Genomic DNA, 22,171 nt, shown 5'->3' with positions numbered 1-22,171 from the left:
GCGAAGGACGGATTGCGATGTCAACCGATACCCACCTTGCCGGCCTGTCCGGCACTATCGTTCACGACGAGATCGTGCCGGCCCGCGCCCCCTGGCTCTATCATGTCGCCAAGGGGCAGACGCTGCGCATCGTCGATCTGGAGGGCAACCAGGCGGTCGATTTCCTGCTCTACAGCGCGGCCGACGATGCCGAACGCTATTCCGCGCAGGATACCGTGGCGGCGCAGGGCAACCTGTTCCTGCGCACGGGCACCACGCTCTTGTCCAACGAAGGGCGCCCGATGATGACCATCGCGGCCAGCGCGGTGGACTATCACGATACGATTGGCGGGGCCTGTTCCTGTGAATCCAATACCTTGCGCTATGGTCATCATACCAAGTGGCAACATGCCTGTGTCGAAAACTTCCTGGAGGCCAACCTGTGGGAAGGGCGCGGCAAGCGGGACATCGTGTCGAACATCAACTTCTTCATGAACGTGCCGGTGGAAGCCGATGGCGCGCTGGGCATCGTCGACGGGATTTCCGCGCCGGGCCTAACGGTGGACCTCAAGGCCGAGATGGACGTGGTCGTGGTGGTGTCCAACTGCCCGCAGATCAACAATCCCTGCAATGCGTTCAATCCCACCCCCGTGCGCATGATCGTGGCGGCATGATGTTCGATACCGTCCTCATCGCCAATCGTGGCGCGATCGCCACCCGGATCATCCGCACCCTGCGCCAGCTGGGCCTGCGCTCTGTCACTGTCTATTCCGAGGCGGACGAGGGATCGGCCCATGTCGCCCTGGCGGACGAGGCCGTGTGCATCGGCCCGGCACGCGCCAGCGAAAGCTATCTCAACATTCCCGCGATCATCGCTGCGGCCAAGCAGACCGGCGCCGGCGCGATCCACCCCGGCTATGGCTTCCTGGCGGAAAACGTCGAATTTGCCGATGCCTGCGCGGCAGAGGGCATTGTCTTCATCGGCCCCACGCCCGACAATATCCGCACTTTCGGCCTCAAGCACAGCGCGCGCGAACTGGCCAAGGCCCATGGCGTGCCGCTGGCGCCGGGGAGCGACCTGCTGACCAGCGAGGACGAGGCGGTGGAGGCGGCTGAGGCCATCGGCTATCCCATCATGCTCAAGGCCACGGCGGGCGGTGGCGGCATCGGCATGCGCGTGTGCGAGACCGAGGCCGACGTGCGCGAGGGCTTTGCCACCGTGGCGCGCCTGGGGCAGAGCAATTTCGGCGACGCCGGCGTGTTCCTGGAACGCTATGTGCGCCGCGCCCGCCATGTCGAAGTGCAGATCTTTGGCGATGGCGCGGGGCGCATCGTCGCCCTGGGGGAGCGCGATTGCTCGCTGCAACGCCGCAACCAGAAGGTGGTGGAAGAAGCCCCCGCGCCGCTGCTGCCCGAAAGCGTCCGCGCGGATCTCTATGCCGCCGCCATCCGCCTGGGCGAGGCGGCGCGCTACCGCTCGGCCGGGACGGTAGAATTTCTCTACGATGCCGATCGTAAGGAGTTCTTTTTCCTGGAAATGAACACCCGGCTTCAGGTCGAACACGGCGTGACCGAAGAGGTTATGGGGCTAGACCTGGTCGCATGGATGGTGCGCGGCGGCGCGGGTGACTTCACGTTTCTGGACAGCGCACCCACCACGCCGTCGGGCCATTCGGTGCAAGTGCGCCTCTATGCCGAGGATCCCGCGCTGGACTACCGACCAACCTCCGGCACGCTGACGGCGGTGGAATTTCCCGCCGATATCCGCACCGAAACCTGGGTGGTCGCGGGCACCGAAGTGAGCGCATGGTACGATCCCATGCTGGCCAAGCTGATCGTGCATGCCCCCACGCGCGAAGCGGCCGTGGCGGCGATGCAGCAGGCACTGGCCGCCACGCGCATCGACGGCATCGAAACCAACCTGCGCTGGCTGCGCCAGGTGGTGGCGAGCCCGGCGTTCACCAGCGGGGAGGTTTCGACCCGCGTGCTCGACACGATCAGCTTCGTGCCCGCCAGCCTGCGCGTGATCGCCGGCGGCACGGCCACCACGGTGCAGGACTGGCCGGGCCGCCAGCACCTGTGGGCCGTGGGCGTGCCGCCCTCGGGGCCGATGGACGATCAATCGTTCCGCCTGGGCAACCGTCTGCTCGGCAATCCCGAAGGCATGGCTGGCCTCGAAATGACGCACACCGGGCCAACCCTGGCGTTCACCGCACCGGCGCGTATCTGCCTGACCGGGGCCGATTTCGGCGCGACGCTCGATGGCGTGGCGGTGCCGCTGGGCGAGGTTATTGCCGTGGCCGCCGGGCAGACGCTGGCCACCGGCCGCACGCGCGGCGGTGGCATGCGCGGCTATCTGCTGATCGGCGGTGGCCTCGATATCGCGCCCTACCTGGGCAGCCGCGCCACGTTCGAACTGGGCCAGTTCGGCGGCCATGCCGCGCGGCGCCTGGTGGCAGGCGATGTGCTGCACCTGGGCGACGAGGAAACCGCTGCGCCGCTGCCGGCGGTGGCCCTGCCCGCCATGGGCAGCGAATGGACGCTGCGCGTGCTCTATGGCCCGCATGGCGCGCCCGATTTCTTCACCGATGAAGACATCGCGATGGTGGTGGGCGCCGATTGGCAGGTCCACTACAACTCCAACCGCACCGGGGTGCGCCTGATCGGCCCCAAGCCACAATGGGCGCGCGCCGATGGCGGGGAGGCCGGACTGCATCCCTCGAACATCCACGACAATCCTTATGCCATCGGCGCGGTGGATTTCACCGGCGACATGCCGATCATCCTTGGCCCTGATGGCCCCTCGCTCGGCGGCTTCGTCTGCCCCTTCGTGGTGATCGCGGCCGATCGCTGGAAGATCGGGCAACTCGTGCCGGGCGATCGCCTGCGCTTCGTGCCGGTATCCATCGCCGATGCGCAGGCCGCCGATGCGGCGCAGCGCGCGCTGGTGGCCGATGGCACGCCCCCGGCGCCGCGCCCCGCGCGCGAGATCGAGACGCTTTCGCCTATCCTGGCGGAGATCGCCGGGCACGGCACGCGCCCGCGCACGGTCTATCGCCAGCAGGGTGATCGCAATATCCTGGTCGAATACGGCCCGATCACGCTGGATATCGAGTTGCGCATCCGCGTGCATGCCTTGATGACCGAGCTGGAACGCATGGCGTTGCCCGGTGTGATCGACGTTGTGCCGGGCATCCGCTCGCTGCAGGTCCATTTCGACGGGCAAAGCCTCGATCAGCAGGCCATGCTCGCCGCGCTGGTGGAGGCGGAGGAGCGCCTGGGCGATCTGGAAGATTTCACCATCCCCTCGCGCATCGTCCACCTGCCGTTGAGCTGGCGCGACCCCGCCACGCTGGAAACCATCCAGAAGTACATGGGCGCGGTGCGCGACGATGCGCCTTGGTGCCCCGACAACATCGAGTTCATCCGTCGCGTCAACGGCTTGCCCGATGCCGCCGCCGTGGAGAACCTGATCTTCGAGGCTAACTACCTCGTCATGGGCCTGGGTGACGTGTACCTGGGCGCGCCGGTGGCCACCCCGGTCGATCCACGCCACCGCCTGGTTACCACCAAGTACAACCCCGCCCGCACCTGGACCCCGCCCAATGTGGTTGGCATCGGCGGCGCCTATATGTGCATCTATGGCATGGAGGGGCCGGGCGGATACCAGCTGTTTGGCCGCACCATCCAGGTGTGGAACACCCACCGCCAGACCGACGCCTTTATCGAGGGCAAGCCCTGGCTGCTGCGCTTCTTCGACCAGATCCGGTTCTATCCGGTGAGCGCCGATGAACTGGTGGAATGGCGCCGCGACTTTCCCACTGGGCGCCGGTCGATCCAGATCGAGCCATCGGAGTTTCGCCTCGCCGATTACCGCCAGTTCCTGGCCGACAATGCCGCTGAAATCGCCGCGTTCGAAGCCCAGCGCGTGGCCGCTTTCGACGCGGAACGCGCCGATTGGCAGCGCCGTGGCGAGTTCGACCGCGTGACGGACCTGGCCGATGCCGATGCCCCCGTGGCCGGCAGCGTGGACGTGCCCGATGGCGCCGATCTGGTGGAAGCGCCCTTTGGCGGCAGCGTGTGGAAGCTGCTCGTCGCCGAAGGAGACGAGGTCAAGGCTGGCGATACCATCGCCGTGCTGGAGGCGATGAAGATGGAGTGCGCGGTGGAAAGCCCCGGCAGCGGCGTGGTCGCCGCGCTCTACATGCAGGAAAAGCAGGCCCTGCAACCCGGCGCGCCGATGCTCGCCCTGCGCCGGCACGCGGCATGAGCGGGCCGGCACCGCGCCTTTCGGCCGCCGCCCTCGCCCAGGCGGTTGGCAGCGGGCAAACCACAGCGCTCGCCGCGATGGAGCAGGCACTGGCGCGCATCGCGGCCTATGATGCCGTGCAGCCGCAGATCTGGATCAGCCGCCCGGCCGATGCCGCCCTGCTGGACGCTGCCCGCGCCGTCGATGCTCGCGTGGCGGCGGGCGAACACCTGCCGCTGGCCGGCGTGCCCTTTGCGGTGAAAGACAATATCGACGTGGCGGGCCTTGCGACCACCGCCGCCTGCCCGGCCTTTGCCTATAGCCCATCAGGATCGGCGACAGTCGTGGCCCGGCTTGAGGCGGCCGGCGCGATCTGCGTGGGCAAGACCAACCTCGATCAGTTTGCTACCGGCCTGGTCGGCACGCGCAGCCCCTATGGCATTCCGCGCAATGCCAGCAACCTCGCCTATGTCTCGGGCGGGTCCAGTTCTGGCTCGTCAATCGCAGTGGCCGCTGGACTGGTGCCGTTCGCGCTCGGCACCGATACTGCCGGTTCGGGCCGCGTGCCCGCCGCGTTCAACCATCTTATCGGCATGAAGCCCAGCAAGGGGCGCTGGTCCACATCTGGCCTCGTGCCAGCCTGCCGCTCGCTCGATTGCATTTCGGTTTTCACCGGCGATACCGCCGATGCGCGACTGATCGATCATGTCGTCGCCGGCTATGACGCCGCCGATCCCTGGTCGAAATCGCTGGCCGACAAGCCGATTGCTGGCCGCGTGATCGGCGTGCCCAGGCGCGCACAGCGCCAGTGGTTTGGTGATGCGGAATCGGAATTTCTCTATGACCGCGCGCTGGGTCAGCTTGCCGAAATCGGCACCTTGGTCGAAATCGACTATGCCCCGCTGCAAGAGGCCGCGCTGCTGCTCTATGGCGGGCCGTGGGTGGCGGAACGCACCGCCGCGCTGGCGTCGCTGCTGGCCAGCAATCCCGGCGCGATCGATCCCACCGTGCGCGCCGTGGTCGAACCCGGCCTGGAAAAAAGCGCGGTCGAGCTGTTCAACGGCATCTATCGTCTGGCCGAATTGAAGCGCCATGCCGACCAGCTGTGGGACGAGATCGACGCACTGGCGTTCCCCACCACCGGCACGGCCTATCGCGTCGCCGAATTGCAGGCCGCGCCCATCGCGCTCAACAGCAACCTTGGCGCCTATACCAACTTCGTCAATCTGCTCGACATGGCGGCGCTCGCCGTGCCGGCCGGGGTGCGCCACAACGCCACCGGCTTTGGCATCACGCTGATCGGCCCGGCCGACAGCGACCGCGCGCTGCTCGATCTGGCCGATGCCTATCTTTCGGTGGCGCAGCTGCCACCCCCACCCCCGCTCGATCTGGAGGGCAAGATGCAGACCGTGAAACTCGCCGTGGTTGGCGCCCATTTGAAGGACATGCCGCTGCACTGGCAGCTGACCAGCCGCAACGCCACTTTCGTGGAAGCGACCACCACCGCGCCCAGCTATCGCCTCTATGCCATGGCCGACAGCGTGCCGCCCAAGCCGGCGCTGATCCATGCCGGAGACGAAGGCGCGGCGATTGCGGTGGAAGTTTACGAGTTGGGCGTGGCCGAGTTCGGCAGCTTTACCGTCGAAGTGCCCGCGCCGCTGGCGATCGGTACGGTCACCCTGGCTGATGGCAGCAGCGTCAAAGGCTTCGTTGCCGAACCGCGCGCGATCACCGGCGCGCAAGACATTACCGACCTGGGTGGCTGGCGCGCCTTCATCGCGCAGAAGGCCTGACCACCATCATATTTCGTCACCCCGGACTTGATCCGGGGTCCCGCTTCCTTTGAGCGGCGGGAAAGGAAGCAAGCTGGACCTCGGATCAAGTCCGGGGTGACGAAGAGGAGGAAAGCCGATGAAGCGCTTTGTTGCCGCCACGCTCCTGGCGCTCGCCCCATTTGCGGCCCCCATTGCCGCCCACGCCGCCCCCAAACCCAAGGTCATCGCCGTCCCCGGCTTTGCCGATTTCCTCGCCGTCGATGGCGACACCGTCTGGGCCACCAATCGCGGCCGGGTGGAGCAATGGTCACTCACCGGCATGAAGGCGACAGTGCCGCTGGCCCATCCCTGCGGCGGCATGGCTATTGCCGATGGCGCACTGTGGGTGGCCAATTGCGCCGATCGCACCGTCAACCGCATCGACACCGCAACGGGCAAGCTTGTCGCCACGATTGCCAGCGGCATTGCCAACGACAAGGAAGGCGAACTCAATGTCGTGGCCGGCGCAGGCTCGATCTGGGTGGCGAGCGATGCCAAGGGCGTGGTCTCGCGCATCGATCCGGCCACCAACACGGTGATTGCCACCGTGCCGGTCGATCCCGGCAGCTGGTACATGGCCGCTGGCGAAGGCGCGATCTGGGTGGTCAGCGCCGCGCAACAGAGCCTGCAGCGCATTGATCCGGCCACCAACACCGTCACCGCGCGCACCCCGCTGGGCAAGGCGCCGGGTTTCCTGGCGGCCGGCAAAGGCAGCGTCTGGGTGCAGGAACAGGGCGATGGCACCCTGGCGCGCATCGACCCGAAGACCGGCGCGCTGCTTGGCCGGGTAAAGGTGGGCGAAAATCTCAAGTGGGGGGATATCGATACCGGCGCCGGCAAGGTGTGGCTGCGCACCACCGATGATCAGGTCTTTGCCGTGATCGACGCGCAAACCATGGCGATCGACGCCCGCGTGGGCAAGCCTGCCGGCAGCGGTGGCCTGCGGTTCAGCCCAGCCGGCATCTGGACCTCGGCGCATGATGCCCACACGCTAACATGGTGGCCAGAGCCGGGTAGTTATGGGAAGTAGGCGCTAGGGTTCCACCACCCCCCGCCCCCCTCCTCTGAAGAGGAGGGGGAGTTAACATCCTGTTTTTAAGCCCCATCCTCTTTAGAGGAGGGGGTAGGGGGGTGGTGGAAGCCACACACCAACATCACCCATCACTCCGTCACCCACCCCCCAGCCGTCGCCACATAAAGCCGCGCGACATTGAGGAACTGCTGCGCGCGCGCCTGCACCAGCGCGGTGCTGGCGCGCTGCCAGGTGCGCTGGCTGTCGATCACCTGCAACACGCCGCTGTTGCCCACGTCAAAGCTCTTGCGCGACAGCGTGCGGGCGCGATCGGCCACGGCCAGGGCATCCTGCTGCATCGCCACGCCTTGCGCATCGTTGTCGAGCGCGTGGAGCAGTTCCGCCACCTGGGCAAAGGCTGTTAGCACCGTCTGGCGATAAGTGTGGTCGGCCGCCCGCGCCCGCGCCACGGCCGCCTCGCGCTGCGCCTTGAGCGTGCCGCCGTGAAAGATCGGCGCAGTAAGCCCGGCGAAGATATCATATCCGCGAAAGGCATTGGCGGTAAGATCGCCCAGCCCCGGCGCACCCTGTTCCAGCGTCGCGCCCAGGGTGATGTTGGGATAGAGCCGCGCAGTGGCCACGCCAATCTCGGCCGTCGCGGCATGCAACTGCGCCTCGGCCGCGAGGATATCGGGCCGCTTGTGCACCAGCGCCGAAGGCAGCGAGACCGGCACCTGCGCCGGCAGGGCAAACTGCTCCAGCGTGAAATCGGTGGCACCCAGCGCATCGGGCGTGATGCCCAGCAATGTCGACAGCATCGCCCGCGCCTGGGCCAGTTGCTGCTGCAAGGCAGGCAAGGCCGGCCGGTCTGCGGCGAGCTGCGCCTGCGCGCTCAGGACTTCTACCGCCGTGCCCTCGCCCCCCTGCTGGCGCTTTTGCATGAGGTCGAGATTGCGCGCGTCATCGCTGAGCAGCGCCTGCTGCGCGGCCATCTGGCTGCGGATCGCGGCGATGGTCAGCACCTGGTTCACCACCTGGCCGGCCAGCGCCAGATGCGCGGCCTCGGTCTGGCGCTGCTGCGCCAGGGCCAGCGCGCCGCTTTGTTCAGCCTGGCGCTTGAGGCCACCGAACAGATCGAGGTCATAGCTGACGCCGCCGCCCACCGAATAGAGATGGAAATCGGGATTGCCATCCAGCCCCAGCGCGGGTGACGCGCCAAATCCGAACGCCGCCAGGTTCACCTGCTGCTGTTCCGCGCGGGCATTGGCATCGATCTGCGGCGCGCGGCGGCCCAGCACGGCGCGCCATTGCGCCTGCGCCGCCGCCAATGTCGCATCGCTGGCGGCCAGGCTCTCGTTATGGGCCAGCGCCTGATCGACCAGCTGGTCGAGCGCATCGGAACCGAACGCGCGCCACCATTGCGCCTGCGGCCCTTCGCCCAGCGTGGCCTGCGGCGCGGCGCCCGCAGCAGGCGCGACATCGTCGGCCGCACGATAGGCCGTGGCCACAGGGGCGGCCGGACGATGGAAATCGGGGCCGACCGTGCATCCGGCGACCAGCGCAGCCGGGAAGAAAGCCAACGGAACAAGGCATCGTCTGGCGCGCATCGGTCAATCCATGTGCAGATGAAGATCGTCACCATCCCGGCTGCGGCGTGGCCCGCGCAGGAACAGCAGCAGCGGAATGGCCAGCAGCGTGACCAGGAACAGTGCCCAGAACGCATCGATATAGCCGACCATGGCTGCCTGGTTGGTGATTGCCGCGTTGATCCGCGCCACCTGGTCTGCCGCATGGAAATCCAGCCCCGGCGCTGTCCAGGCCAGCACGGGGTTGTCGGGCCGCACGCCTTCGACCAGGCGGGCATGCACCGTGGCGGTGTTGCGCACGGTCATCGCCTGCAGCACCGAAATGCCGATGGCCGAGCCGATGTTGCGGATCAGCGTGAACATCGCCGCACCTTCGTTGCGGAACCGGGGATCGAGCGTGGCAAACGTGATGGTGGACAGTGGCACAAAGATCATGCCGGTCCCCAAACCCTGGATGAAGCCCGACCAGATCATCAGGCTTTCATCCATGCCCAGCGAAAACGCGCTCATCCGATACATCGACCAGGCGCTCAGGATAAACCCGATCAGAATCAGCAGCCGCGCATCGACACGCTTGATCAGCCGGCCGGCCAGCATCATCGCGATCAGCGACCCCACCCCGCGCGGCGCGGTGACGAGGCCGGTCAGCACCACGGGATAGTGCATCAGCCCTTCCAACATGGGCGGCAGCAGGGCGAGCACCGAAAAGACCAGCACGCCCAGGAAAAAGCCGAAGATCGAACCCAGCGTGAAATTGCGGTTGGCAAACAAGGCCAGATCGATGAACGGGCGCCGCGCTGTCAGGATGTGCACCACGAACAGATAGGCAAAGAGCAGCGCGAGCATGGCCTCGACCACGATCTCGGTGGCACTGAACCAGTCCTTGGTCTGTCCGCGATCAAGCATCAGTTGCAGCGAACCCACCGCCAGGCCCAGCATGGCAAAGCCGAACAGGTCGAGCCGGGTCTGCGTACGTTGCGGGCTTTCCTTGAGGAATAGCGACAAGCCGGCAAAGGCCAGCGCGCCGATCGGCAGGTTGATGAAAAACACCCACCGCCACGTCAGGTTATCGGTCAGCCAGCCACCCAGCGCCGGCCCCACGATCGGTCCCAGCACCGCGCCCATCGACCACACCGACATGGCCGGGCCATGGCGTTCGGGCGGGTTGATATCGAGCAGGATGGCCTGGCTCATCGGCACCAGCGCCGCGCCGAACACGCCCTGCAACAGGCGGAATCCCACGATTTCGGTAAGATTGGTGGCCATGCCACACAGGCCCGAGGCGATGGTGAACCCCACGATCGACCACAGCATCAGCCGCCGTCGGCCAAACCGTCCGGCCAGCCACCCGGTCAGCGGCGTGCAGATCGCGGCGGCGACGATGTACGACGTCAGCACCCAGGTGATCTCGTCGGCCGAGGCCGAAACGCTGCCCTGGATATGCGGCAGGGCGACGTTGGCGATCGTGCTGTCCAGCGAGTTCATCACCGTCGCGGCCATGACCGAGGCGGTGACCATGCGCCGCACCCCGGCCGGCGGATAGCCCGCGGTCATCGCCGTGGTCATGGGCGCGCGGCCTGCCCGCTGCCGGCACCCCTGGTATCGACCGTCACTTCCGCGCTCAAACCGGCATGGAGCGGCACCCCGGCCGGCGGGTTCTCGATCTCGAACTCCACCGGCAGGCGCTGCACCACCTTTACCCAGTTGCCCGTGGCGTTTTCGGCCGGCAGCAGGGCAAAGCTGTTGCCCGTGCCGGGACTGAAGCTGGCCAGGCGCGCGCGCAGGTGGAGCGAGGGGAAAGCATCGAGCCGGACCGTCGCCCGCTGCCCGATGCGCATCTGATCAAGCTGGTTTTCCTTGAAATTCGCCTCGATCCACAGATGCGTGCCGGCCAGGGTGAACACCGGCTTGGCTGCCGTGACATAGCTGCCCACCTGCAATTGCGGCACCTTGGTCACCACGCCATCCTGCGCGGCGCGCACCACCGTGTAAGACAGGTTGAGCCGCGCCTGGTCGAGCGCGGCCTGCGCGCGGCGGACGGCAGGTTGGTCGGCGATCGGCGCATCGACCTTGCCCGAAAGCCCGGCGGCAAGGCTGGCATTATGCTGTTGCGCGGCGGCCACGGCGGCGCGCGCGGTGCGCTCGGCCAGCACGGCCTGATCGGCCTGGTTCTGCGACGAAATGCTCTGCGCCAGCAAGGCCTTCTGCCGCGCCGCCTCGCGCATGGCATAGTCCAGTTGGGCGCGCGCCGTCGTCAGTTCCGATTGGCCTTGAGCATAAGTGGCGCGCTGCGCCTCTACCTGGGTGCGGGCATTGGCCAAGTCTGCCTCGGCCGCCGCCACGGCCACCTGGAACGGCGCGGGATCGATGCGGAACAGCACGTCGCCTTTCTTGACGCGGCTGTTTTCATGCACCTCCACCGCGATCACCGGCCCGCTGACGTTGGCGCTGACGGCAACAAGGCCGGCCTGGATATAGGCGTTGTCGGTGGTTTCGTGCCCCTGGCTGCCCAGATAGAGCCAGGTTCCCACCGCCGCTGTGATTACCACCCCGCCGATCAACAGGGGCAGGCGCCACCGCTGCCGCCGTGCCGGCGGTGCCGGATCTGCCACCACGCTGGCGTTCGGGCCACTGCCCGCCACATCATCTCGTGCCATTCTTTTGCCCACATCGCGCCCCGGCGCGCAAAGACGCCGTTTCGGGGCTCTCGTATCGCTGCATGCCCATAAGTCGAATGATTATTTGGCGATTTAGATATAAGCAGTGTGCATGATGGCTCTCGACCTCAACCTGCTGCGCGTGTTCGATGCGCTGATGGAAACCCGCAGCGTGACCCGCGCCGCGCGCCAGCTCGGGCTGACCCAGCCCGCGGTCAGCCATGCCCTGGCGCGCCTGCGCCGCGCGATGGACGATCCGCTGTTCCTGCGTCAGCAAAGCGGCTTGCAACCCACTGCGCGCGCAGAGGAAATTGCCGGCGGCGTGCGGCGCGGCCTGGTCCAGTTCCAGGCCGCCCTGGCCCCCACTGCGTTCGAACCGGCGCGCGCCGATCGCACGTTCACCTTGGCGGCCAGCCCCTATTTCTGCCACCTGATGGTGCCGGCCCTGGTGGCGCATGTGCGGCAGGTCGCGCCCGGCGTCAGCCTGCGGATCGTCCCTTCCGGGGAGGCGGTGGTCACCCTGCTGGACCACGGCACGGCTGATCTGGCCCTAGGCGCCGCGATGAGCCTGCCCGAACGGATCGTGGTCGAACCGTTTTACGAAGAACAGATGGTGTGGATCGCCGCGCCGGATAATCCCGTGGTGACCCAGCGCCTGCCACTGGCCGCGATCGATCCGGCCGCGCGGATCACCATTACGCCCGGCGGCCCGGCGCCGCTGCCGGGCTTTCCCGCCGGGATCGGCGCCACGGCGCAGGCGGATCTGGGCGATTGGCGCACCACCCCCACCGTACCCAGCCGCATCACCGTCTATGAATCGCAGACCGCCGTGGCCCTGGTGGCGCGCACCGATCTGGTCGCCCGCGTTTCCGCGCGCATCGCCGCGCCGGCGGTGGCGCGCGGCGATGTCGTCGTGCTCGATCGGGTGGATGAGGAAGTGCGCATTCCCATCGCGTTGATCTGGCACGCCCGCCAGCGCGCAGACCAGGGCCTAGCCTGGCTGCGCGCGACGATCCGCGCCTTATAGCTTAGACCAGGCGCTCCACGATCGTGACGTTCGCCACCCCGCCGCCCTCACACATGGTCTGCAGGCCATAGCGACCACCCGTGGCCGACAGGGCGTGCAACAGCGTGGTCATCAGCTTGGTGCCCGACGCCCCCAGCGGATGGCCCAGGGCAATCGCGCCGCCGCGCACGTTGAGGCGCGCCGGATCGGCCCCGAGCGCGGCCAGCCACGCCATCGGGATGGAGGCAAACGCCTCGTTCACTTCGAACAGGTCGATGTCGCCCAGCGCCATGCCGGCGCGTTGCAGCGCGCGGCGCGTGGCCGGGATCGGTTCTTCCAGCATGATCACCGGATCGCCGGCGGTCACCGTCAGGTTGACGATCCGCGCGATAGGCGAAAGATTGTAGCGCTTGAGCGCCGCTTCGCTCGCCACCAACACGCCCGATGCGCCATCGGTCATCTGGCTGGCGTTGCCCGCCGTGAGCGAGCCGCCTTCGGTCAAGGGCTTGAGGCCGGCCAGCGCATCCAGCGAGGCATCGGCGCGCACGCCTTCGTCGCGTGCAAACGGGCCCTCTGCCGTCATCACCGGCACGATTTCAGCGTCGAAATGCCCTGCCGCGATCGCTGCAGCGGCCTTCTCGTGGCTGGCCAGGGCATAGGCGTCCATCGCCTCGCGGCTGAAGCCATACTTATCGGCAATCGCCTGGGCGCCATGGAACTGGTTGAAGGCCGGCACGCCAAAGCGGCTCTGCACCGATTCCGGCCAGGGGCCCTGGCCCAGCCCCGCCGCTGTGTGCAGCGCCACGTTCGACCCCATCGGCACGCGAGTCATGCTTTCCACGCCGGCCGCGATGACCACGTCCTGGGTTCCGCTCATCACCGCTTGCGCGGCAAAGTGCAGCGCCTGTTGCGACGATCCGCACTGGCGATCGATCGTCACGCCCGGCACCGATTGCGGCAGGTTGGATGCCAGCACCACGTTGCGGCCCAGGGCCGAACCCTGCTCGCCCGCCTGGGTAACGCAGCCCAGGATCACGTCATCCACGCCGGCCGGGTCCATCCCCGCGCGCGCGATCAGGGCATTGAGCACCACGGCGCCAAGATCGGCCGGATGCACGCCAGACAGCGCGCCCTTGCGCCGGCCGCCGGCAGTGCGCGCGGCGGCCACGATATAGGCTTCAGGCATAAGTCATCTGTCCTTGTTGCTCGGGAAAAGGCACGCCGCCACTCAGCGCGGCGCCATGCGGATGCCGCCATCGAGGCGCACATCCTCACCATTGAAATAGCTGTTTTCGATCAGCCCGATCGCCGCCGCGGCGTATTCGGCCGGCATGCCAAAGCGCTTGGGAAACGGCACCGATGCCGCCAGCGTTTCCTTCACCGCGTCGGGCGCGGCATTCATCAGCGGGGTATCGAAAATGCCCGGCAGGATAGTGTTGATCCGCACGCCATCGCCCATAAGATCGCGTGCAATGGGTAGGGTCATGCCGACGATGCCACCCTTGGAAGCCGAATAGGCGGCCTGGCCCACCTGGCCATCCTCGGCCGCGACCGAGGCGGTCATCACGATTGCGCCGCGCTCGCCATCCTCGCCAGGTTCCAGCGTAAGCATGCCGGCTGCCGCCTTGGCAACGCAGCGGAACGTGCCGACCAGGTTTACCTGAATAACCGAATTGAACGCATCGAGCGGGAAATGCCCGATCGTGCCATCCTTGCGCGATCGTGCGGCGGTCTTGGCGGGAAAGCCGATGCCGGCGCAGCACACCAGCACGCTTTCCTGGCCATGGGCGGCGCGTGCGGCGGCAAACCCGGCATCGACCGATGCTTCGTTGGTCACGTCAACCTGCGCGAAATGGCCGTCGATTTCCGCCGCCAGGCTGCTGCCCAGGGTTGCATTGAGATCGAACAGCGTCACCTTGGCGCCGCGTGCTGCCAAGGCGCGCGCAGTCGCGGCGCCCAGGCCCGATGCGCCGCCGGTGACCACGGCAACAGTGGATGGTCCAATTTTCATCTGATCGGCTTCCTCTCGATTAGGCGTAAGCGGTAATGCGCTCGATGATGATCGCCGGGGCCATGCCGCCGGCCGCGCACATCGTGGCGAGGCCCAGGCGCTGGCCGGTGCGCTCCAGCTCGTCCAGCAACGTGCCCACCAGGATAGCGCCGGTCGCGCCGATTGGGTGGCCCAGCGCGATCGCCCCGCCGTTGACGTTGACCTTGTCGCGATCGAGCCCCAGGTCGCGGATGACCTTTTCCGGCACCACGGCAAACGCCTCGTTGATTTCCCACAGATCGATGTCCGCCACGCCCAGGCCAGCACGGGCCAGGGCCTTGCGGGCGGCGGGCACCGGCGCGTTGAGCATCAGCGTGGGATCATCGCCCGCGTTCACCGCCGCCACCACCCGGGCGCGGGGCACCAGGCCATGACGCTCGCCAAATGCGCGCGAGCCGACCAGTACGGCTGCGGCGCCATCGACCACGCCCGAACTGCTGCCGGCATGGTGCACCGGCACGATCTCCAGATCGTGATAGCGCCGCGCGATCTGCCGGCGAAAGGTATCGCCGGCCTCATTGTAGGGCATGTCCATCAAGTCGGCGAAGGCAGGCTTGAGCTGTGCCAGGCTTTCGGCCGTGGTCTGCGGGCGGGGAAACTCCTCGTGGTCGAGCACCACCGCCCCGGCGTCGTCGCGCACGGGCACGACCGAACGGGCAAAGCGCTTTTCGGCGATGGCAATCGCCGCGCGACGCTGGCTTTCGGCAGCAAATGCGTCAAGCGCCTCGCGCGTGATCCCCTCCATGCTGGCGACCGCATCGGCACACACGCCCTGGTGTGATTGCGGATGCCGCTGGTCGAGCCGGTCATTACCCGCCCCCATCATCGTCGGGCCAAGCCCGGCCGCCACTTCGGCCCTTTCGCGATCGGCGGTGAAGCTCATCATTTCGGTGCCGCCGGCGATCACCGCGTCTTCCAGACCGGCCATCACCTGCCCGGCGGCGAGCGCTATGGCGGTGATCCCCCCACCGCAGAACCGATCGAGCGTCATGCCCGAGGTCTGCACGTCCATCCCGGCGTCGAGCAGGGCCATGCGGGCAAGGTCGCCGCCCTGCTTGCCGCGCTGCGAGGAGGTGGACCAGATCACATCGTCGATCACGGCGCCCGCGAGACCGTTGCGGGCGACGAGAGCCTCAAGCACTGTTGCCGCGAGGTGCTGCGGGTGAAGATGGGCGAGTGCGCCCTTGCCCGACTTGCCGATGCCGCGCGGCGTCCGCACCGCGTCAAAGATATACGCATTGCCCATGGCGAGTCGGTCTCCTCTGGCTGCATCGATCTTTATTAATCGATTGATTGGTTTTGTAGAGCGCCTTTTACGCAAACCGCGTCGCTTGTAAACCGCCTTGACGCGCGCATTCGCTCCCGACGCGCGCAGTCGAGGAAAAAAGATCAATTTCTCAGCGGTTCAGTCTTTGTCCGGGCGCAGTCCGCGCAGGAACAGGTCGCGCAGCAGCGTGGCGTAGGCCTGCTTGATTCCCACGTCGACCTTGGCCACACCCAGCGTGGTGGGCACGGAATAGGCGGCGAAGAAGATATGATCGGCCGCGCCGACCAGCGCGTAATAGAGCAAGGCCGGATCGACATCGACCATTGTGCCTTCGCGCACGCCCTGGGCCACGATCTGGCGATAGGCGGCCATCATCGGCGTGATGAACATGTCCGACACGCGCGCGCTGGCTTCCGGTCCGCCGGCTTCGACCATGTAATGCACCAGCCGGTTGAGATAGGGCGAGCGGTAATAGGCGTTGACGATCCCCTCGACGTGGATCGTCATCTTGCGCTCGGCCGAGACATCCATCGCCACCAGCGCGTCGAGACCGCTCATTTCCCGTTCGGCCTCGCGCTCCAGCAAGGCCATCAGCAGTCCCTGCTTGTCGCCGAAATAATACTTGATCATCGCGGAGTTGACGCCGGATCGCCGCGAGATTTCGCTCAGCGATGCTTCGATCTGGGTGGCTTCAGACAGGATTCCTGCCGTGGCATTGAGCAGCGCGGTACGTGCCGTCTCGCGCCGAGCGGCACGCAGGGTTCCTTCGCGGGCGATTTCGGATGCCGTCGTCATCCCAGCAGTCATAAACCGATCAATTAACATCGCAAGGGGGGATGCAGGCGGGCGCTTCGGAGAATACTCCGAAGCAGGCGTATTGACACCGCCGCGCGACCGCCGATAGAAGTTAGCCAATCGATCGATTAACTTTGACGAATGGGCGCGCCGGACTTCCTGCCGATCAGACGCCCGCCATACCGAGAGAGGATACCCCATGAGGCTTCAGGTGGTTACCGCGCGACTCGCATTCCTGCTAGGATGTGCATGGTCCCCCGCTTTGGTTCACGCGCAAGCTATGCCTGAGGCGTCGGCCGAAGCCACGCCCGCAGCCGCGCCCGGCGACATTATCGTCACCGCGCAGCGGCGCTCGCAGTCGATCCAGACCGTGCCGATCGCGATCACCGCGCTCAGCGGCGACCAGTTGGGCAACAAGGGCGTGACCAATGCCAATCAGCTTGGCCAGATCGTGCCCAACCTGCAGATCAACAGCGCCATGGGCGATACCCAGCCCAACTTTGCGCTGCGCGGGGTCAGCGTGGCCAACGAATATAACCCGAACCAGGTCTCGCCGATTGGCGTCTACATCGACGACGTCAACATGGTGAACCGCGTGGGCCAGGGCGGCGGGCTCTATGATCTTCAGCGCGTGGAAGTGCTGCGCGGGCCACAGGGCACCCTGTTTGGCCGCAATACCACAGGTGGTGCGATCAACTTCATCACCAACACCCCGACGCTGTCGGGCAATCGCGGCTATGCCGAAGCCGGATATGGCAATTTCAACACGTTCAAGGCGCAAGGCGCGCTCGAAACGACGATGGTGGAAGACGAACTCGGCTTCCGCGTGGCCGCCACTTATGAAAAGGGCGACGGCAAGTTCCGCAACATCTATCCCGGCCAGCCCGACGCCGGCTCGGTCGATAGCCTCCAGGTGCGCGGCACGCTGCATATCCGCCCCGGCGCAGGCCCGCTGGATATCGTGATCAAGGCCTATGCCAGCCGCGCCAATGGCACGCAGCAGCCGATCAAGGGGCTTGCCGCCACCGCCGCGCCCGGTTTCTTTGAAATCAACGAAAATCGCATCGGTCAAAACCGCACGCGGCAATACGGCACCTCGGCCAAGATTTCCTACGAACTGTCGCCGCGCCTCTCGTTCACGTCGATCACCGCCATCGGCAATGGCCTGCTCGACGCCGCATTCGATGCCGACGGTTCGCCGCTCGATATCCTCGATCTTCAACAGAAGGCCAAGTTCGACCAGTTCAGCGAGGAAGCCCGCTTCAACTACGAAGGCAAGGCGGTCAAGGCCGTGGCCGGCGTGTTCTATGGCTGGGACAAGACCGTCTCTGACAACGGCTTCGATATCGGCAGCGCCATCGCGCCAGGCGTGGACGGTGGGTTCTTCCAACATTTCCGCCAGGTGCGGCGTACTTATGCGGTGTTCGGGCAGACCGACGTGAACCTGACGCCCAGGCTCGTGGCCACGATCGGCCTGCGCTACAGCGCCGATCGCTCGGCCTATGACGATGGCTACGCCTATCTCTTCATGGGCGCTTTCGGCGGCACGCGCACGCCGCTGTTCACCACGGTGCCCTGCACCACCGGCGTCGGCACCTGCCCTTATGACGCCAACGCGCGCTATGCCATCAAGGGGCGCAACAACGCACTTACCGGCCGCGCCGCGCTGACCTATACGTTCGACAGCGGTACGCTGCTCTATGCCAGCTATAACCGCGGCTATCGTTCCGGCGCGTTCAACGGCGGTGGCTACACCAATTCGGCCGGGATTACCTATATCAAGCCGGAATACGTCAACGCCTATGAAATCGGCGCCAAGGGCCGTTTCCTCGATCGCCGGCTGTCCCTCGCCCTCGCCGCCTTCTATTACGATTACCAGAACCAGCAGTTGCAGGATACGCGGACTGGCCCGGTCTCGTTCCTGCTCAACGCGCCCAAGTCGGAAAGCTATGGCTTCGAAGGCGAGGCGACCTATCGCGCCTCTTCGCGCTTCTCGGTCAATGCGTCGGTCGGCTATCTCCACGCCACCTACAAGGAACTCACGCTTTCCGGCACGAACCTTGCCGGCAACGACCTGCCTTTCGCGCCGCGCTGGACGGCGCAGGGCGGGTTTGACTGGGCACCGCTCGACATTGCCGGCGGGCCGCTGACCTTCTCTCCCAACCTCAACTACGTCAGCCGCCAGTTCTTCTCGCCGTTCAACGCCGTCAACGCCGCTGGCGGTGCCCAGGTCAATTCCGAATTGCAGCAGGGTGCCTACGTCAAGGTCAACGGCGCGATCACCTGGACGCGCGGCAATGTCACGCTGCGGGCCTGGGTGCAGAACCTGTTGCAGGAAAAAACCCTGGCTTACGGCCTCGATCTGCGCGGAGCCGGCTTCCCGTTCAACTATCTCGTCCCGGCCCAGCCCCGTACCTATGGCGGGTCGGTTCGTTTCACGTTCTGATCCCGGCACCAGGAGCCTTCATGATCCCTATCGAGACCCGGCCCGCCGCCAGCGACGAACTCGCGCTGTTCCGTGATGCCGTGCGCAAGTTCTTCGTCGCCCACTTGCTCCCCAACCTTGACCGTTGGGAGGAGCAGGGCATTGTCGACCGCGCCTTCTGGCACGCTGCCGGGGAAGCGGGCCTGCTCTGCCCCACCGCGCCCGAAGACCATGGCGGGCTGGGTCTCGATTACCGTTACAACGCCGTCATCGGCGAGGAACTGGCCTATACCGGCAGTTCGGCGGGCCTGGTCCTGCAATCGGACATCGTGCTGGACTACATCGTCCACTATGCGTCCGACGAACTCAAGGCACGCTGGCTGCCGCGCATGATCACCGGAGAAGCGATCGTCGCCATCGCCATGACCGAGCCGGGCACGGGCAGCGATCTTCAGGGCATCCGCACCACGGCGGTGCGGGATGGCGACGCCTATGTGATCAACGGCAACAAGACCTACATCACCAACGGCCAGCTCGCCGACCTGGTGATCGTGGTGGCCAAGACCGATCCCGCGGCCGGGGGCAAAGGCATTTCCCTGATCCTGGTGGAGGCCGAGCGGCCCGGTTTTTCCCGTGGGCGCAATCTCGACAAGATCGGCCAGCATTCGGCCGATACTTCCGAACTGTTCTTCAGCGATGTGCGTGTGCCGATCGAAAACCGGCTGGGCGAGGAAGGCGCCGGCTTTGTCTATCTCATGGCCCAATTGCCGCAGGAACGCCTGTCGATCGCCATCAGCGCGCAGGCCCTGGCGCAGCGCGCGTTCGACGAGGCTGTGGCGTTCACCAAGGATCGCAAGGCTTTCGGCAAGACGGTGTTCGATTTCCAGAACACCCGGTTTCAGCTGGCAGCGCTTCAGGCAGAACTGCAAGTGGGCTGGAGCCATATCGACTGGGCGCTGGATCGCCACGTGGCGGGGAAGCTGACCACGGCCGAGGCTTCTGCGGCCAAGCTCTATCACACCGAGTTGCTCGGCCGCGTGGCGGACGAGGCGCTGCAACTGCATGGTGGCGCGGGCTACATGAACGAGTATCCGATCGCCCGGATCTGGCGCGACGCGCGCGTGATGCGGATCTATGGCGGCACGTCGGAAATCATGAAGGAGTTGATTGCCCGCAGTCTTTGACGGCTGTTCGGCAATCCGGGAAAAAGGCGCCGCCCGATCGTTGCATCGGGCGGCACCTTCTTGCGTTCAGAGGAAAGTTTCGCCAGCAGCGGCCTTGGTGCGCAGCAGGTTGGACACCGTGATCGGCGCACCTTGGGCAATCTGCTCGTCCAGCGCGGCCACGATCCGCGCCAGGCCGCAGTGGTCACCCCAGATCATCGGCCCACCGGTATAGACCGGCCAGGCATAGCCCGCCACAAGCGCCATATCGATGTCTGACGCGCGCAGCGCGATGCCTTCTTCCAGCAGCTTGGCCCCTTCGTTTACCACCGGGAAGAGCAGGCTCTCGATGATATCCTGCGCCGACAGCGTGGGTACAGGCTGGCCCGAGCGCGCGGCAAAATCGCGGATCGTGGCTTCGGCGAAAGCCGAGGGCGTGCCACGCCGCTGCGCGTCATAGTCGTAATAGCCGCTGCCCGATTTCTGGCCCAGGCGTCCGGCTTCGCACAGCACTTCCTGCACCGTGCGCCCGGCGGTGTTTTCCTTGTCCCAGCCGATCACATCCAGGCCAACAAGGTCCATCATCTGGAACGGCCCCATCGGAAAGCCATAGCCGACCATGGCCGCGTCCACGTCCCACGGCATTACGCCCTGCTCCAGCAGGCGATCGGCCGCTTCGCTGCGACGCGCCATCGCCCGGTTGGCAATGAAGCCATCACACACACCCGACAGCACCGCCACCTTGCCCAGCTTGCGGCCCAGCGTCATGGCGGTCTGGATCACGCGGTCGCTGGTCCTGGCCCCGCGCACCACCTCGAGCAGGCGCATGATGTTCGCCGGCGCAAAGAAGTGCAGCCCGACCACGTCCGCCGGGCGGGCGGTGACGGCGGCAATCGCGTCAAGATCGAGGAACGAGGTGTTGGACGCCAGCACCGCGCCCGGCTTGGCCAGCGCATCGATCTGGCGGAACACCTGCTGCTTCAAGTCAAGCCGTTCGAACACGGCTTCCACCACCAGATCGGCATGCGACACGGCATCGAGCGCCGCGGCCGAGGCAAAGGCGGCCAGGCGCGCGTCGCGCACGCCTGGCGTGATCCGGCCCTTGCTGGCCAGCGCCTCCAGCGTGGCGCGCACATGCGCGGCGCCACGCTCCAGCGCTGCCGGGTTCACGTCGATCATCGTCACCGGAAAGCCGGCGTTGAGGAACGCCAGCATGATGCCGCTGCCCATCGTGCCCGCGCCCACCACCGCGACCGAGGCGATCGCCACTTCGCCGCAATCGCGTGCCACCGGCACTTTGGCGGCGGCGCGTTCGGCGAAGAAGATGTGGCGCTGGGCGGCCGATTCCGGGCTGGCCATCAGTTCATCAAACAGTTCCCATTCGCGGGTCAGCCCGGCCTCGAACGGACGGTCGGTGGCCGCCTCGATCGCGCGCACGATGTTGCCCGGCGCCTTGAAGCCGACGAAGCTTTTCGCATGGCGGGCGCGATAGTCGGCGATCGTGGCGGAGGCCTCCTGCGGGGTAAGGTCGGCCGGCAAGTCGCGCGTGCGGCGCAGCGGGGCGCCGCTTGCCACCAGTTCGCGGGCGTAGGCCACGGCCTCGGCGCGCATGTCCTGGCCTTCCAGCACGCGATCGATCAGGCCGATGCGCAGGGCCTGCGCCGCACCGACCGGTTTGCCGCCGACGATCAGGTCCAGCGCATGGGCCACGCCGATCAGACGCGGGGCGCGCTGCGTGCCGCCGGCGCCAGGCAGCAGGCCTAGCGCCACTTCGGGCAGCCCGAGCTTGGCGGTGGGCACGGCGACGCGATAATGGCAGGCCAGCGCCAGTTCCAGCCCGCCACCCAGCGCCGTGCCATGGATCGCGGCGACGATCGGTTTGCTGGCACCGTCGAACCGGTCGAACATGTCATGCAGGCCAGGCGCGGCAAAGGGCTTGCCGAACTCGGTGATATCGGCCCCGGCAAAGAACGTGCGACCCGCACACAAGATCACCACGGCGGTCACTGACGGATCGGCCAGAGCCTTGCCCATGGTTTCGTGGATCGCCTGGCGCACCGCCTGGCCCAGCGCATTGACCGGGGGCGAATCGATGGCGAGCACGGCCACGCCGTCCTCGTGCGACAGGGTGCAAAGCGGATTGGTCATCGATCGGAAAGCCTCTCACC

15 protein-coding genes are annotated in these 22,171 nt (G+C 66.5%); 7 read left to right on the top strand and 8 right to left on the bottom strand.

The annotated features are described in order from the left end of the window. Nucleotides 1–17: 17 nt before the first annotated feature. The 4 genes from FHW97_RS10400 to FHW97_RS10385 all read left to right on the top strand — a co-directional run bounded on the left by FHW97_RS10400 (nt 18) and on the right by FHW97_RS10385 (nt 7,072). Entirely contained in the window at nt 18–653 is a 636-nt protein-coding gene (locus tag FHW97_RS10400) for an urea amidolyase associated protein UAAP2 (protein WP_168352952.1), read from the top strand. Further along, complete coding sequence (gene uca, locus FHW97_RS10395) at nt 650–4,249, top strand: urea carboxylase (protein WP_171798892.1); 3,600 nt, start codon at nt 650–652, stop codon at nt 4,247–4,249. Before FHW97_RS10400 ends, uca begins: the two co-directional genes overlap by 4 nt. Continuing rightward, complete coding sequence (gene atzF, locus FHW97_RS10390; protein ID WP_171798891.1) at nt 4,246–6,021, top strand: allophanate hydrolase; 1,776 nt, start codon at nt 4,246–4,248, stop codon at nt 6,019–6,021. Before uca ends, atzF begins: the two co-directional genes overlap by 4 nt. 118 nt (nt 6,022–6,139) lie before the next feature. Further along, nucleotides 6,140–7,072, top strand: a complete 933-nt coding sequence (locus FHW97_RS10385; protein ID WP_171798890.1) for a DUF5074 domain-containing protein — start codon at nt 6,140–6,142, stop codon at nt 7,070–7,072. Nucleotides 7,073–7,203: 131 nt separating this feature from the next. Here FHW97_RS10385 and FHW97_RS10380 read toward each other — a convergent pair whose 3' ends face one another. The 3 genes from FHW97_RS10380 to FHW97_RS10370 are packed head-to-tail and all read right to left on the bottom strand — an operon-like array spanning nt 7,204 to nt 11,297. Continuing rightward, nucleotides 7,204–8,661, bottom strand: coding sequence for an efflux transporter outer membrane subunit (locus FHW97_RS10380; RefSeq protein WP_171798889.1), 1,458 nt, complete (start codon nt 8,659–8,661; stop codon nt 7,204–7,206). A 3-nt stretch (nt 8,662–8,664) separates the two neighbouring features. Then, entirely contained in the window at nt 8,665–10,206 is a 1,542-nt protein-coding gene (locus FHW97_RS10375; RefSeq protein ID WP_253941710.1) for a DHA2 family efflux MFS transporter permease subunit, read from the bottom strand. Next, nucleotides 10,203–11,297 (bottom strand): HlyD family secretion protein, encoded by a 1,095-nt coding sequence (locus FHW97_RS10370; protein WP_171798888.1) that lies wholly within the window; start codon nt 11,295–11,297, stop codon nt 10,203–10,205. The genes FHW97_RS10375 and FHW97_RS10370 overlap by 4 nt, the downstream gene beginning before the upstream one ends. Nucleotides 11,298–11,409: 112 nt before the next feature. Here FHW97_RS10370 and FHW97_RS10365 point away from each other — a divergent pair, with 112 nt between their 5' ends. Continuing rightward, a complete protein-coding gene (locus tag FHW97_RS10365) occupies nt 11,410–12,324 on the top strand; it encodes a LysR family transcriptional regulator (RefSeq protein WP_171798887.1) in 915 nt (304 codons plus the stop codon). A 1-nt stretch (nt 12,325) separates the two neighbouring features. Here FHW97_RS10365 and FHW97_RS10360 read toward each other — a convergent pair whose 3' ends face one another. The 4 genes from FHW97_RS10360 to FHW97_RS10345 all read right to left on the bottom strand — a co-directional run bounded on the left by FHW97_RS10360 (nt 12,326) and on the right by FHW97_RS10345 (nt 16,415). Beyond that, nucleotides 12,326–13,489: an acetyl-CoA C-acetyltransferase gene (locus tag FHW97_RS10360; protein WP_171798886.1), complete on the bottom strand. Its 1,164-nt coding sequence runs from the start codon at nt 13,487–13,489 to the stop codon at nt 12,326–12,328. 42 nt (nt 13,490–13,531) lie between these two features. Then, the gene (locus FHW97_RS10355; protein ID WP_171798885.1) at nt 13,532–14,314 is read right to left on the bottom strand and encodes an SDR family NAD(P)-dependent oxidoreductase; all 783 of its coding nucleotides are present in this window, start codon (nt 14,312–14,314) and stop codon (nt 13,532–13,534) included. A gap of 19 nt (nt 14,315–14,333) precedes the next feature. Next, complete coding sequence (locus tag FHW97_RS10350) at nt 14,334–15,599, bottom strand: acetyl-CoA C-acetyltransferase (protein WP_171798884.1); 1,266 nt, start codon at nt 15,597–15,599, stop codon at nt 14,334–14,336. Between the two features lie 159 nt (nt 15,600–15,758). Continuing rightward, nucleotides 15,759–16,415: a TetR family transcriptional regulator gene (locus FHW97_RS10345; RefSeq protein WP_183533792.1), complete on the bottom strand. Its 657-nt coding sequence runs from the start codon at nt 16,413–16,415 to the stop codon at nt 15,759–15,761. A gap of 280 nt (nt 16,416–16,695) precedes the next feature. On the opposite strand from FHW97_RS10345, the gene FHW97_RS10340 reads away from it, so the two are divergent. Next, the gene (locus FHW97_RS10340; RefSeq protein WP_253941709.1) at nt 16,696–18,861 is read left to right on the top strand and encodes a TonB-dependent receptor; all 2,166 of its coding nucleotides are present in this window, start codon (nt 16,696–16,698) and stop codon (nt 18,859–18,861) included. A gap of 20 nt (nt 18,862–18,881) precedes the next feature. Further along, complete coding sequence (locus FHW97_RS10335) at nt 18,882–20,024, top strand: acyl-CoA dehydrogenase family protein (protein ID WP_171798881.1); 1,143 nt, start codon at nt 18,882–18,884, stop codon at nt 20,022–20,024. A gap of 66 nt (nt 20,025–20,090) precedes the next feature. Here FHW97_RS10335 and FHW97_RS10330 read toward each other — a convergent pair whose 3' ends face one another. Continuing rightward, nucleotides 20,091–22,151, bottom strand: coding sequence for a 3-hydroxyacyl-CoA dehydrogenase NAD-binding domain-containing protein (locus FHW97_RS10330; protein ID WP_171798880.1), 2,061 nt, complete (start codon nt 22,149–22,151; stop codon nt 20,091–20,093). Nucleotides 22,152–22,171 lie beyond the last annotated feature (20 nt).

The sequence above is a fragment of the Novosphingobium sp. SG754 genome, assembly GCF_013149315.1.
Taxonomy (GTDB): Bacteria; Pseudomonadota; Alphaproteobacteria; order Sphingomonadales; family Sphingomonadaceae; genus Novosphingobium; species Novosphingobium capsulatum.
This window is presented reverse-complemented; position numbering and strand designations above follow the sequence as displayed.

What these genes read in the sequence shown, in the direction of transcription:
- FHW97_RS10400 (WP_168352952.1), top strand. Translation starts at nt 18, where the DNA reads ATGTCAACCGATACCCACCTTGCCGGCCTGTCCGGCACTATCGTTCAC.
- FHW97_RS10345 (WP_183533792.1), bottom strand. Translation starts at nt 16,415, where the DNA reads ATGACGACGGCATCCGAAATCGCCCGCGAAGGAACCCTGCGTGCCGCT.
- uca (WP_171798892.1), top strand. Translation starts at nt 650, where the DNA reads ATGATGTTCGATACCGTCCTCATCGCCAATCGTGGCGCGATCGCCACC.
- FHW97_RS10365 (WP_171798887.1), top strand. Translation starts at nt 11,410, where the DNA reads ATGATGGCTCTCGACCTCAACCTGCTGCGCGTGTTCGATGCGCTGATG.
- FHW97_RS10385 (WP_171798890.1), top strand. Translation starts at nt 6,140, where the DNA reads ATGAAGCGCTTTGTTGCCGCCACGCTCCTGGCGCTCGCCCCATTTGCG.
- FHW97_RS10380 (WP_171798889.1), bottom strand. Translation starts at nt 8,661, where the DNA reads ATGCGCGCCAGACGATGCCTTGTTCCGTTGGCTTTCTTCCCGGCTGCG.
- FHW97_RS10340 (WP_253941709.1), top strand. Translation starts at nt 16,696, where the DNA reads ATGCCTGAGGCGTCGGCCGAAGCCACGCCCGCAGCCGCGCCCGGCGAC.
- FHW97_RS10370 (WP_171798888.1), bottom strand. Translation starts at nt 11,297, where the DNA reads ATGGCACGAGATGATGTGGCGGGCAGTGGCCCGAACGCCAGCGTGGTG.
- FHW97_RS10360 (WP_171798886.1), bottom strand. Translation starts at nt 13,489, where the DNA reads ATGCCTGAAGCCTATATCGTGGCCGCCGCGCGCACTGCCGGCGGCCGG.
- FHW97_RS10350 (WP_171798884.1), bottom strand. Translation starts at nt 15,599, where the DNA reads ATGGGCAATGCGTATATCTTTGACGCGGTGCGGACGCCGCGCGGCATC.
- FHW97_RS10375 (WP_253941710.1), bottom strand. Translation starts at nt 10,206, where the DNA reads ATGACCACGGCGATGACCGCGGGCTATCCGCCGGCCGGGGTGCGGCGC.
- atzF (WP_171798891.1), top strand. Translation starts at nt 4,246, where the DNA reads ATGAGCGGGCCGGCACCGCGCCTTTCGGCCGCCGCCCTCGCCCAGGCG.
- FHW97_RS10355 (WP_171798885.1), bottom strand. Translation starts at nt 14,314, where the DNA reads ATGAAAATTGGACCATCCACTGTTGCCGTGGTCACCGGCGGCGCATCG.
- FHW97_RS10335 (WP_171798881.1), top strand. Translation starts at nt 18,882, where the DNA reads ATGATCCCTATCGAGACCCGGCCCGCCGCCAGCGACGAACTCGCGCTG.
- FHW97_RS10330 (WP_171798880.1), bottom strand. Translation starts at nt 22,151, where the DNA reads ATGACCAATCCGCTTTGCACCCTGTCGCACGAGGACGGCGTGGCCGTG.